Below are 13,566 nucleotides of genomic sequence, written 5' to 3' on the forward strand. Positions count from 1 at the left end.
TGGTTTCTCTGTTTTCACTGGCTTATCTGGCTCTACTGGCTTATCTGGCTCTACTGGTTTGTCTGGCTCTACTGGCTTATCTGGTTCTACTGGCTTATCTGGCTCTACTGGTTTATCTGGTTCTACTGGTTTATCTGGTTCTACTGGTTTATCAGATTTATATTTTACATGTATTACCTCAATTTGTTTTCCGCTTTCATCTAATTTGTGAAATGTAATCCACCCATTACTCCCCTCATTGTTACTTATTTGTTTTATATTATTTGCATTACAATAAGCTAACCATTCTTCTTTATTTGCATCTGTTATTTTATGTTCATTACTTTGTCCTTTATCATGATGTTCACTATCTCCTTCACCTTGCCAACTTTCTATTTGGCAAGTATCATTACCATTTCCTGGTTTGTTTGGCGCGGCATTTGCTACAGTATTAGTTATCATTGCACAAAATATCAATGTTACTGCAAATACTTTTTTCCCATTTCCAACTTTCTTTTTTGTCTTTCCTCTCATTTATATTCCCCCCAACAAATTTTTTCAATTTGTCAAGTTATATGAATATTGATTTTCTCAACTTATAGATAGAATAAAAATTTTATAAATATTAATTACTTAAATTTTATTTATAAAAAACTTAAAGAACATTCCACATTATTAATTATCTTTTCATTAACCCAAAATATTCTTTAACTATTTAATAATTATTAATATTATTTACCCTTATCATTAAATCTCAATTAAATAAGATAAAGAAGAGAAAAAATAGCACAACTAAACTAAAATACAGGTTATATTTACATATAAAAGTAATTTTATGAATAATTAAACCATTTTCATATAAACTTAACAAATTAAATAGAAATAGTCGGTTGCACCACTGTTTCAACACATTCCAGGTACCCACATACAGAATGTATATCAAAAACTCTATTTCACCGGTTAACTTTTTGTTAATATTTACCATTAAATTTTATACTTTTTATTGATTTTTTTCAATAAAATTCCTTTTATTTTTTTAGACATGATATTACAATTTTTATTTTAATAACTTCTATATGAATTCTTAATGTAAATTTAAACGAAAAAAAGACTTTACACTTAAGTAAAGTCTTTAAAAAACACCTAGTAATTTCTTTTTCTTAACTCTTCTTTTACTTGATTCTATAATTTCATCATTAACCAAATGATTTAAATTACTAATTAATTTTTCTCTTATTTTATTATCCCTCTTAATCTTATTATTTAACATATCTTCTGATACATGATTTTTTATTATGAAGCTATATATATTTTTCTCAAGCAACTGCTTAGCTGTATTTTTTATACTTCTTCCGTAATCACCTTCAAGACTTTTTGCATCAAGAATAAAAAGACATCCAGCATCTAAAAATTTATTTATTTCCTCAATATTATTATATATATCAGTTAATTTTTCTGGATACATTATTATAATAATATGTCCAAGCAACTGTAAATCATATATTTCTTTAAAGATATAATCAGAATAATCTTGATCAATAAGTAATACTTTATATCTGTCTGATTTATTCCTGTATTTATTTTCATTTAATAAATTTGCTCCATAAAATTCATTTAAATTTATTGTATAAACTGGTTTTATATCTATAATGCTTGACATTTCATTCTCCTATTTGTAATATTTATATTAATTTTTTGTTAATATATTATTAATTATATACCTTAAAAATATTTTTTCAAATTTTTTCTTTTTAATATAAAACATATCATTTATAAAATTTAATTACTTTTTATAATTATATTATAAAAAATTATTTGGACATTATTTGTCCATTTAAACTTTTTTGTATTTCATTAAATTATTTGTTAAAAACTTGATTAATTGTTTATTTTTTGTTTGAAATAATGATAATATTTAAACTTAAATAAAAGAAACTATAATTAATGAAAAATCATTAATTATAGTTTTCTTTCATTTTATTTACTTCATCTTTAATTTTTAAAACCATTTCCTCTGGTTCAATAACTGTAATTTTTCTACCTTGACTTAAAAACCACATTATTATACCATCACCAAAAACTTCAACATCAACTAAATAAGTATTACTACCATTATCTTTTATTCTAGCTCCTGGCAATCTATCTTTAACTGATTCAATATCTTCACCTTTAAATAAAAATTTAATTCTTTTCTTTATTCCAGAATACATAAATTGCATTTTTTTCTTAAGTTCACTTTCTTGCACTCTAGTTGAATAATTAACTTTATACTTTTCATCAGTTCCCTCAAAGTCAATAACTCTATCAACTCTTAATACTGCATTAGTATCACTATCTTTATATTTACCAATCATATAAAAATAAAATTCTGAAAAAACTATTCCAAATGGAGAAAATTTATCTTTTATAATATTTCCATTATTCTTTTTATATTTTATGAAAATTATTTCTTGTTTATCTATATACTCTGTTAATTCCCATATTTTATTTATTAATTTACTTTTATGCTCAACTTCAAAATAATTATAACGTTCATTACTTATAAGCTTTTTAATTAACTTTTTATTTCTAATACTTACTTTTTCAATAAAAGATTCTAAAATTAAGTCTTTTTCTTCTTTATTAAATGCTCTGCTATTTAACAATATTTTTGATATTAAAAACACGCTCTTATCAAAACTTTCTATTTTTTCATCTTCTAAGACATAATCACATCCTTTTATTTTTAATACAAATCTATCATCATTTTGTAATTTTAAATATTTATTTATATCACTTATATCTCTTCTTATGCTTCTTTCATCAACATTAAATTCTTCAGCTAAACTATCTTTACTTATAATTTCTCCTTTTTGAAGCATGTCATAAATTTTCAGTGTTCTGTTTACCTTACTGTTTGACATAAATGCTTCCCCCTACAATTTAAACAATTTATATATAAATACGAAAAAGAAACCCTACTAACAAAACTTATGTTAATAGAATTTCTTTTATTTTAATTAAAATTTTATTGTAAATTCACTATTGCCATAACATTCTTTTCAAATTCTTTAATCTTTTCTTCTGAATCTTCAAGTGACTTACCAGCAACAGCTAAGTAAATTTTTATTTTTGGTTCAGTTCCTGAAGGTCTTACAACAAACCATGAACCATCTTCAAGTACATACTTAAGTACATTTGATTTTGGAAGTTTAATTTCCTTAACTTCTCTTGTCTTTAAGTTCATTTCTGTTGACTCTTTATAATCAAAGAAAGTTTCAACCATAACTCCATTAACATCCATTACTGGATTTTTTCTTAAGTTATCAAGACATTCTTTAATTTTTTCTTGTCCTTCCTTACCTTTTAAAGTTACTGACACTAAATGCTCTTTATAGAATCCATACTTTTTACAAAGTTCTATAAATGCTTCATAAAGGCTTAACCCTTCTGTCTTATAGTAAAGAGTCATTTCAGCAATAAGTTCTGATGCAACTACAGCATCCTTATCTCTTGCATGATCTCCAAAAAGACATCCATAACTTTCTTCAAATCCAAATAAGAACTTATGACTACCTGTTTTTTCAAAGTTAGTCATCATCTCTCCAATATACTTAAATCCAGTAAGTACATCAAATAATTCTACATTATATTTCTTACAAATATTTCTTACCATTTCTGTAGTAACTATTGTCTTAATTACTGCACCATTTTCAGGTAATTCATTTAAATCTGAATATGATTCAATAATATAGTTTGTAAGTAATACTCCCATTTGATTTCCTGTAAGTATTTTATATTCACCTTTTGAATCTTTAACGATAGCACCAATTCTATCTGCATCTGGATCAGTACCAAATATTATATCTGGATTAATTTCTTTTGCCATTTGAAGTGCAAGTTCAAATACCTTTGGATCTTCTGGATTTGGATATGGAGCTGTTGGGAAGTTTCCATCTGGCTTCTCTTGCTCTTTTACAACATGTAAGTTTTCATATCCAAGCTCATTTAATATTCTAGTAACTGGCATTAAACCTGTACCATGAATTGGAGTATAAATTATTTTTAAATCTTTTGCATGCTTTTTAACTAAATCTTTTCTTATAGTGTAAGATTTTAATTTATCGATGAACTTTCTATCAACTTCTTCACCAATTATATTAAGTAAGCCTGAATTTAAAGCTTCTTCTTTAGAAACTTTCTTTATATCTTTATAATCAACATTATTTATTTCTGTAATAATTGCATTTGCAGCTTCATCTGTAATTTGGCAACCATCATTTCCATAAACTTTATATCCATTATATTCTTTTGGATTGTGTGATGCTGTTAATACAATACCTGCATTTGCTTTAAGTTCTCTTACTGAGAATGATAATTCAGGTGTTGGTCTAAGACTTTCAAAAAGATTTGCCTTTATTCCATGTCCAGCAAGTACAAGAGCAGCTTCTAAGGCAAACTCTGGTGACATATTTCTTGAATCATATGCTATGCATACTGATATATTTTCTTTATACTTACTAACTAAGTATCTTGCAAGCCCTTCTGTAGCTCTACCAACAGTATAGAAGTTTAATCTATTTGAACCAGCGCCAATTACTCCTCTAAGTCCACCAGTACCAAATTCTAAATCTTTATAAAATCTATCCTCAATTTCCTTTTCATCATTTATAGCTTTAAGCTCAGCTTTTGTCTCTTCATCAAAAATTTCTGAAGTTAGCCACTGATTATATTTCTCTTTATAGTTCATTCTTAATCCCCCTCTGAATTCTTTGTATATATTTACACATCCTATTATAACTAATTTTTCCAAATAAAAAAACTCTTAATTTTAGTATCAATATTATAATTCTATTACTTTTCCACTCGTTGTGACAAGTACAGTAAATGCAACTCCATTACCACCTTGCTTCATGAGTTCCTTGGATTTAACTTGAACTAAATAACCTTTTTCTCCATTTACATCTTTTATATTTTCACTACATGAATAAATAGTATCTGAATCTTTACCATATTTTTTTTCACATATACTTATTGCATCCTTTGATGTCATTTTACTTATTGATGTTTTTGATTCTTCTTTCTTCTTAGTTATTTGATTTTCTGATTTAATATTTTTATTTTCTTCTTTAGCTGTAACAACTTTTTTCTCTTCTTCACTTTTGATTTCTTTATTACTTTCTTTACTTGTATCTTTATTTGTATTTATATTTTTAGTTTCTCCATTTTGCTTATCATTATTTGAGTTTTCTTTAACTTTAGTTTCTGTATTCTTTGCTTGTTCACTTGTTTGAGTATCTGTTTGTTTATTTCCACAGCCTACAAAAATATACATTGGTGATAAAATTAAAACACCAGCAACAAATAAACTTAATAAAATATTTTTTTTATTTTTCATCTTACTTCCTCTCTTATAATGAATATTCATACATATTTATAGCATCTTCGTTTTCTCTTATATATCTGTTTGCAACAGCCCTTTGAACTGCCTTTGAGCAATTTGGGAAATGAACTAATCCACCCTCTGAATTTTTACGTCCTCTTTCTTTATATACAGCAGTTATAAAGTCTTCTACATTTTTAATATTTTTAAGAGGCTCTATAATTCTATAAGCTCCATATCCTCCATGTTGTACCGCAGTTGACCAAAGTACATTTCTAACTGCAAAGCTATTTAACATCTTATCAAAGTTTCCATCTTTTTGTAATCTATTTACTAAATCATTATAAAAAGTTATTTTTGTATAACTATGTTGTAAATTATAAAATTCATTATAGTGTTCCTTTGCAATTTTCTTCCAAGCAGCATCAAAGTGCTTTCCACAATTTGATCCATTATCTAATTTTCTTGCATCAGTTAATTCTTTATAAAATCTAGAATTTTGACCTAATAGCCAATTAACAAAACTATCTAAAGAACCTAATTTTGAAGATAATTGCCATGCTCCATAAGACTTACCACCATAATCTCCTTCTCCTGAAGATACACAACCCGGGTCTCCATTTGATTCGTACTTCTCAGACAATACTCCTAAATAATCATTTTCATAATTATCATCATATACTTGTACAGCAGTATCTCCACCTAAATAAATACTTATATATCCATAATATGTTTTTCCACCATCATTATATTTAACATGATAATAAGTAAGGTCTCCCTTTTCTCTACCAAGTATTTCTACATTTGAATTTGGTTTAACTGTTGTTAAAACTTCTGAATCAAGGCTTGGACTCCTTCTAAGATTCATTGTATAATCAGTAAGTTTTCCTTTTCCATATTCCTGATTTTTCATTGAACCATCACTATTAAATTCATAAGATTTATTACCTAAATCTATTCTATCAGTTCTCATATCACCATTTTTATTTAAATAATACCATTTATCATCAAGCTTAAGCCATCCTGTTTGCATCTCGCCATCTTTATTCATATAGTACCATTTATCTCTTACTTTCTTCCAGCCTGTTGCCATATCTCCATCATCATTTAAATAGTACCACTTATCATTAAGTTTAAGCCATCCTGTCTGCCTTTCTCCATCTTTATTCATGTAATACCATTTATTATTTATTTTTTTCCAACCCTTTGCTAAAGTTCCATCTTCATTTTTATAATACCATTTACCATTCTTTTTAATCCATTCAGCTTTTCTTATCTTTAAAGTTCCATCATTATTGAACTCATATTCTTTATTATCTATTTTTATTTTTCCTGTTGCTCTTTCACCTGAAGCTTTTAAATAATACTTTTTATCTCCAAGCTTAAGCCACCCTGTTTGCATTTCTCCATCTGAGTTCATATAATACCACTTATCTTTTATTTGCTTCCAGCCTGTTGCCATATCTCCATTTTCATTTAAGTAGTACCATATTCCTTTTAGCTTTACCCAGCCTTTTTGCATTTCTCCGTCTGAATTCATATAATACCATTTATCTTTTACTTTCTTCCAGCCTGTTGCCATATCTCCATTTTCATTTAAGTAGTACCATATTCCTTTTAATTTTACCCATCCAGTTTGCATCTTTCCCTTATTATCCATGTAGTACCATTTGTTGCTTATCTTCTTCCAACCCTTTACTAAAGAGCCATTGTTATCTTTATAGTACCAAGTACCATTATTTTTTATCCAACCTCTTTCTACACTTCTATTAATTTTTCCAACATTATTTTTATGCACTGTTGCTGCATTACTTTCTAAAGTTGGAGTAAAACTTAATAAAAGACCCGATAATATTAATATTTTTATTAAATTTTCTTTTTTCATTTGTTTTTCATTCCCCCAATATTAATTTTCATTTTTTAGATATTACCCCTATTAAAATTAATAATATCCTATACTTAATATAATAATATTATATCTAAATACTTAATTAAAAAAATATTTAAATTATACTGTTTATATTAAGTTTATATTTAAACAGAAAAATACCTCAAATATATAATCAAAAACTTAACTTGATAATACACTTGAGGTAATAAAGTAATTATTCTTTATCTTGTTCTTTTTCTGCTAAACCTTTTAAGTATTCCATAAATCCATCTTTTAAGTCTTCTCTTCTTAATGCATATTCAACTGTTGCTTCAAGGAATCCTTGCTTATCTCCAACATCATATCTTCTTCCTTCAAAATTATATGCATACATTGCCTCTTCTTTTATAAGATCAAGTAATGCATCTGTAAGTTGGATTTCTCCACCTTTACCTGGCTTTGTCTTTTCTAAAATTTCAAATATTTTAGGTGTAACAATATATCTTCCAAGTATTGCAACATTTGATGGTGCTTCTTCAATGCTTGGCTTTTCAACTAATCCTTTAACTTTACATACTCTATCTTCTATTAATATTCCATCAACTATACCGTATTTATTTACTTTATCTTCTGGTACAGTTTGTACTCCAAGTACTGATGTATTGTATTCATTATAACAATCAATAAGTTGCTTTAAACATGGCTTTTCATCATTATATACAACATCATCTCCAAGTAATATTGCAAATGGTTCATTTCCAACGAAAGTTTTTGCACAACTTATAGCATGACCAAGTCCCTTTGGCTCTTTTTGTCTTATATAATATATATCTGCCATATTTGATATATCTTGAACCATTTCAAGCATTTCTTTCTTACCTGACTTTTCAAGTTCTAACTCAAGTTCTACTGATCTATCAAAATGATCTTCTATACACTTTTTACTTCTTCCTGTTATTATAAGTATTTCTTCTATTCCTGAAGCTATTGCTTCTTCTATAATATACTGAATTGTTGGCTTATCAACTATTGGAAGCATTTCCTTTGGTTGTGCCTTTGTTGCAGGTAAAAATCTTGTTCCAAGTCCTGCTGCTGGTATTATTGCTTTTCTTATCTTTTTATTCATGTAAATATCTCCTTCCATATATTAATTATTAAATTAATATACTTCGTTATGTTAACGTTTATATAAGTTACTAATTGTTCTACAAAAGAATTATATCATATTATAGAGTACAAAATAAAAAACACTTTATAAGCTTTATTTCAAAATACTTTGTTATATCTCATAAAGTGTTTAATTTACTCAATTTTAAGTATTATCATTACTATGTTTTGGTAATGGTTTATCATCATATATATAACTTTGTATTTGATCTAATGTATCGTTTTTATTAAATACTAAATACCATACTCCATCCATCATCTTTCCTTCACAATATCCATTAAGAGGAAATCTTGCTGTTTCAAGCTTACTCTTCATTAATGGCATTGCATCAGTTGCAAGTCCCATCATATCAGTTGAAGACATATTAGTTTTTATATATGGTAAAAATGTATCAATAAGTGATGGATATTCACTCTTTGGAGTGTTATGCATCTTATTAAATATTGCTTCAAGAACAACTCTTTGTCTTTCTGTTCTTTGATAATCTCCACCAGTTGCATGTCTTATTCTTGAATAAGCTAAAGCCTCAGCTCCATTTAATGTTTGAAGTCCAGCATGAGTAATTCCTGGTATATGTTGTACTTCTTCCCTTGTTACATTAATTTTGACTCCACCTAACTTATCAATAATTTCAGGCATTGATGTAAAGTTAACTGCCATAAAATCTTCAATATTAAGCTTAAAATTTTCATTTAATGTTTTTATTGCAAGTTCAGGACCACCATATGCATAAGCATGAGTAAGTTTTGTATTTCCATGACCTGGTACATCAACATAAGAATCTCTCATAATTGAAGTTAATTTAAGTTTATTATGTAATCTATCTATAGTTAAAATCATTACTGCATCAGAACGTCCAACTTGCCCCTTTGGAGCATCAATTCCAAATAAAGCTATATTTTTTATTTCTGACTTTTCTTTATCATCCTCTATACTTTTATCTATTGATAGATTATCTTTATTTATTTCAACCTTTTGAACTTTATTAAGTTTTGAATTTACATATAAAAATCCGCCACCTATTGTTATAATAATTATTCCTATTATAACTAATATAGTAATCTTAAGTTTACTCCTCTTCTTTCCCAAAGTTTATCTTCCTCTCTTAAAATTATATTTTTCATATTTATCCCTTTTATTATACGAAATAATTGGTAAAATTTATACACTTAATATAGATTATGTTTACATTTAGATAAATTTAATAAAAAATATTAGAGCAGTAAAAAGTACTACTCTAATATTTATAACTATAATATTTTTCTTAAATACTTATTATAAATTATATAACCAAAACCAGCTCCAAATGTATTAAGTATTATATCATTAGTTTCAAAAAATCTTCCAACTGAAGGTATAATAATTGACTCTAAATATTGAAGAAATTCTATACTTAATGATACAAAGAAACAAATTATCAATATTCTTTTTAAACTATCAACTTTATCTTTAAAGAAATAAATTAAGAATACTGGTAATGGCATTAGTAATATAAAGTTTCCTGCAATATTATATATAATTCCATACAAAGTATTTGATTTAATTATGTATTTAATACTATCGATAGGATTAATAAAAACTGTTGGATTTACATTTAATCCTTTTACAATTAATATAGGAAAAAATACTAATGATACAACTTTAATAATATATATTCCAAATAATATTAATACTAATTCATTAACTTTATTCCTTTGTTTACTATTAATAATTCTCTTATACATAAAGTATAAATAAAAGATTAATGTTATATAGAAGAATCCTTCTCCAGTTACATTTATATTCATAAAATTACCCTTCTTTATGATAAAGTTTTCATCTTAAAACATTTACATATTAAATAATATTTTTCTATTTATTAATTTTAAGTTTATCTAATTATAAAATTAGTCTTATCTATTCCATGATAAATTATATCCATAATGAATACATTACTTATTTTTTTGATATACTTTTCAATTAATAAATTCTCACAATATGGACGGTCAATTGCATAAGTTTTGCAATCTCCCAATTTCTTTATATATCCATTTAATTTGTTCTCTTTACTCTAATTATTTTTAATTAATCTCATTTAACAAAATTCCTTTATTAATCAAAATAAAGACTTTACTTATATCTTATAAATACTATTATTTTTTAGAAAATAATGAAATTTTAGATTGTGATATAAATAGATTAGAGTATATTAAGAGAATAATACTTGAACATTCTAGTTTTAATTTACTAAAAAATAAAGTTTTATTTATCATTAAACTTCAATAATATCTAAAATACTTGACAACATATATACATTTTAAATTTTGTACACTTCACAAAAAACTCTTATATTTCCTATATAAGTATTAAATCCTCTTACAATAGTATTCAAATTTATTTTTTCTTCAATAAAAAATACCTCCAAAATATTAGTTTTCTTAATTTTACTAATATTTTAGAGATTTATGTGTATGCAGATTCTTTTAATCTAGCAATACTAATAAACTAGTTTGTTTTATATACGCAAATACCATTTTTTATTTAAGCTTTCACAAATAAACATAATTATAGAAAATATCCATGTAAACAATAATGTTGTATCTGAAGCCGCTGGAAACATTATTGTATATATCATAGATACATTGGTAATTATTAATAACAAACTTGAGAAAAAACTTCTTCTTATTTTATAAGCCTTATAAATTTTAGAACTAACAATTCCAATTATAAAAGATATTATTAAGGTAAAAATTTTTCCAAAATCAACGATAAAAAATGAAAATACCGTTTTCCAACCAGCAGGCATTACGCCAATACTTTCCATATATGAACTAACATAATTCATTATATATTCAACAGAATATTTATTCAACCCAATAGAATATAACCTTCTAGCAATAAATGGTGTAGAATACATTCCATAAAAATGTGTTGTTTGTGGAATATCCCAAAACATTGCAAATTCAGGTATTTCATGAGTATAATATACTATCATTTCTGTCACTCCAGCTCTTAATGGATCTGGTAAAGTATTTAACATTGTTTCTGCAACAGGATTTAATTTGTATTTAAAGTAATATTGCAAAACTTGAGTTTTATCGGTTGATATATTCCCATCATTTCTACTATTTGACAATAACAAACCATATGTCATTATTAAACTAATTATCAAACATATTAAAATTTTATACTTTAATGTTTTTTTCCCTTTTTTATTAATTTCTCCACTTATTGTAGCATTATTTTTTTTTATGGCAATTGCTGCTATTATTACTACTATTATCTGAAATGCTGCTTGTCTTCCAGAAGATAAAATTGAAAATAATATAAATAAACACGGTGAAATAATCCATATGCATTTATGTTTAAAATTAATATCTTTCCATAAAATTATGACAGATGAAAGACTAATTAATGAACCAAATGCTAAAATACTAGCTATTTTTGAAAAGCCAGTGGCTTCACTAGTTGAAAATATCTCTCTAGTTTGTGCTGCATTCATAATATTTATATGCTTTATAAATATCATCTCATATGTAAATAATAAACTTGCAATTATTCCTAAAATAGCAACAAAATTTATTAATGAGATTACATTTAAGTTATTCCTGTTCAAATATTTCATTCTCAAATCATATTTCTTTTTATATTTTTCCATTTTATATTTAGATAAAGTAATTTTGTTATCTAAATAAAATCCAGCTAAAATAAGAATAATTGCAAAAAATAAATATATAATCGGAATTAAACTATTTGGTTTTTGTAAATATGTTATTAAATCAGAAAAATACATCAAAAACATAAATCCCCACGGAATTAAAAGATAGTATATCGGAGATGCCAAGTTCCCCCTTGATTTCAAAATAAAAACTATTAGTATGATATATGGTATTATTAGTAATAATTTAAAATAAACAAAACATATTAATAACATTGCAATTATAATTTGTAATACTATTATATTTTTTAAGTTTGTTTTATTATTAATAACCAATACAATCACATCCTAACATAACAAATTCTAACCTATAATTTGATAAACATTTAAAGATATTTGTGATAATAATTTAGCATATATTTTTAATCTTCAATTGATTTTATTATCTTATTTATCTGTTTATTCCAATCAAAACTAATAGCCTTAATTCTGTTTATTTCATAATATTTTTTTAATATTTTATTATAATTATTTATTGCATAATTTATTGTAATGCTTAATTCATTCTCTGAATTTCCACTAAAAATTATATTATCTTTAAATTTCTCATACCCAGGAAATTTTGTAGAAATAATAACTCTTCCTGATGCAATATATTCCATTATTTTAGATGGAAAATTATTTTTATTTTGTGGCATATCCATATTTCTTGGATTAATTAAAATATGTGATTTATTTAATAAATTTAAATACTCATCTCTTTCAATAAATCCTAAATATTTAATTCTTTTATCTTTTTTTTCATATTCTTCTACTAATTGTTGTAATTCACCTTTACCAGTAAACCAAAACTCTATGTTTGACATATCATTTTTTTTAATTGCATTTAATAATCTATCTACACCAGTAACTTGTGATAATAAACCAGAATAAAGTAAAATTATACTTTCATTAGAAACTGGCACTGGTAATACTATATTTTCAAATTCATTAATATTAATTCCACCTTCAATTACAATTGTATTTTTTCCTTCTTTTTTCATTCTAGACGCCATCTTACTAGACAAACATATTATTTCATCAAATTTTTTCATAGAAGTTAACATTAATTTAGCATAAATTTTTTTTATAATATTGTTATATTCTATACTTTCAGTATAATCAGCCAATATAAGATATGCCTTTTTATTAAATAAATGTGCTATTATTGGAATATATATATTTGCATATGAAATATTATATTGAATTGATATATCACAATTTTTAATAAATTTTAATGATGAATGAAAATTTAAATACATTGACTTAAGAAAACCTTTTTGCTTAAAAAAAGAAGTTATTTTTAATTTTTTACATAATTTCTCAATTTGCAAAATTTTAGTTGTTCTATAACCAAGATAACTCAATAACTCTACATTATTATTCTTTTTTAATTGTTCAATAACATTCCATTGAAAATTATTGCCAGCTTCTGAATTATGTTCTATTTGATAACTAATTTCTTTTGGAATCATAGAACCTATAAATAAAATATTCATTTATTCCTCCTT

10 protein-coding genes, 1 pseudogene and 1 riboswitch are annotated in these 13,566 nt (G+C 25.0%); all 11 genes and pseudogenes read right to left on the reverse strand.

The genetic code is table 11. The features are described 5' to 3' along the window. Window positions 1–513: pseudogene (locus tag O212_RS16970) on the reverse strand (hypothetical protein); the annotation flags it as partial. Window positions 514–854: 341 nt separating this feature from the next. Next, window positions 855–938: riboswitch (cyclic di-GMP riboswitch) on the reverse strand. Window positions 939–1,111: 173 nt separating this feature from the next. Beyond that, entirely contained in the window at window positions 1,112–1,639 is a 528-nt protein-coding gene (locus O212_RS0112940) for a CpsB/CapC family capsule biosynthesis tyrosine phosphatase (protein ID WP_024615523.1), read from the reverse strand. A gap of 295 nt (window positions 1,640–1,934) precedes the next feature. After that, window positions 1,935–2,882: a WYL domain-containing transcriptional regulator gene (locus O212_RS0112945; protein WP_024615524.1), complete on the reverse strand. Its 948-nt coding sequence runs from the start codon at window positions 2,880–2,882 to the stop codon at window positions 1,935–1,937. A 104-nt stretch (window positions 2,883–2,986) separates the two neighbouring features. Then, window positions 2,987–4,708, reverse strand: coding sequence for a phospho-sugar mutase (locus tag O212_RS0112950; RefSeq protein ID WP_024615525.1), 1,722 nt, complete (start codon window positions 4,706–4,708; stop codon window positions 2,987–2,989). 93 nt (window positions 4,709–4,801) lie between these two features. After that, window positions 4,802–5,356, reverse strand: coding sequence for a hypothetical protein (locus O212_RS0112955; protein ID WP_152524874.1), 555 nt, complete (start codon window positions 5,354–5,356; stop codon window positions 4,802–4,804). Window positions 5,357–5,369: 13 nt separating this feature from the next. After that, on the reverse strand, window positions 5,370–7,226 hold the full coding sequence (locus O212_RS16295; protein ID WP_024615527.1) for an SH3 domain-containing protein: 1,857 nt from the start codon (window positions 7,224–7,226) through the stop codon (window positions 5,370–5,372). Window positions 7,227–7,446: 220 nt separating this feature from the next. Continuing rightward, complete coding sequence (gene galU / locus O212_RS0112965) at window positions 7,447–8,337, reverse strand: UTP--glucose-1-phosphate uridylyltransferase GalU (protein WP_024615528.1); 891 nt, start codon at window positions 8,335–8,337, stop codon at window positions 7,447–7,449. Window positions 8,338–8,523: 186 nt separating this feature from the next. Beyond that, window positions 8,524–9,468 (reverse strand): LCP family protein, encoded by a 945-nt coding sequence (locus tag O212_RS0112970; RefSeq protein ID WP_024615529.1) that lies wholly within the window; start codon window positions 9,466–9,468, stop codon window positions 8,524–8,526. Between the two features lie 161 nt (window positions 9,469–9,629). Further along, the gene (locus O212_RS0112975; RefSeq protein ID WP_024615530.1) at window positions 9,630–10,166 is read right to left on the reverse strand and encodes a VanZ family protein; all 537 of its coding nucleotides are present in this window, start codon (window positions 10,164–10,166) and stop codon (window positions 9,630–9,632) included. Between the two features lie 707 nt (window positions 10,167–10,873). Beyond that, window positions 10,874–12,154, reverse strand: coding sequence for a hypothetical protein (locus O212_RS0112980; RefSeq protein WP_152524875.1), 1,281 nt, complete (start codon window positions 12,152–12,154; stop codon window positions 10,874–10,876). A gap of 284 nt (window positions 12,155–12,438) precedes the next feature. Then, entirely contained in the window at window positions 12,439–13,554 is a 1,116-nt protein-coding gene (locus O212_RS0112985) for a glycosyltransferase (RefSeq protein WP_024615532.1), read from the reverse strand. Window positions 13,555–13,566 lie beyond the last annotated feature (12 nt).

Origin of the sequence: Clostridium sp. Ade.TY (genome assembly GCF_000498355.1) — a bacterium.
GTDB lineage: Bacteria > Bacillota > Clostridia > Clostridiales > Clostridiaceae > Clostridium.

What these genes read in the sequence shown, in the direction of transcription:
- O212_RS0112940 (WP_024615523.1), bottom strand. Translation starts at nt 1,639, where the DNA reads ATGTCAAGCATTATAGATATAAAACCAGTTTATACAATAAATTTAAAT.
- O212_RS0112945 (WP_024615524.1), bottom strand. Translation starts at nt 2,882, where the DNA reads ATGTCAAACAGTAAGGTAAACAGAACACTGAAAATTTATGACATGCTT.
- O212_RS0112950 (WP_024615525.1), bottom strand. Translation starts at nt 4,708, where the DNA reads ATGAACTATAAAGAGAAATATAATCAGTGGCTAACTTCAGAAATTTTT.
- O212_RS0112955 (WP_152524874.1), bottom strand. Translation starts at nt 5,356, where the DNA reads ATGAAAAATAAAAAAAATATTTTATTAAGTTTATTTGTTGCTGGTGTT.
- O212_RS16295 (WP_024615527.1), bottom strand. Translation starts at nt 7,226, where the DNA reads ATGAAAAAAGAAAATTTAATAAAAATATTAATATTATCGGGTCTTTTA.
- galU (WP_024615528.1), bottom strand. Translation starts at nt 8,337, where the DNA reads ATGAATAAAAAGATAAGAAAAGCAATAATACCAGCAGCAGGACTTGGA.
- O212_RS0112975 (WP_024615530.1), bottom strand. Translation starts at nt 10,166, where the DNA reads ATGAATATAAATGTAACTGGAGAAGGATTCTTCTATATAACATTAATC.
- O212_RS0112985 (WP_024615532.1), bottom strand. Translation starts at nt 13,554, where the DNA reads ATGAATATTTTATTTATAGGTTCTATGATTCCAAAAGAAATTAGTTAT.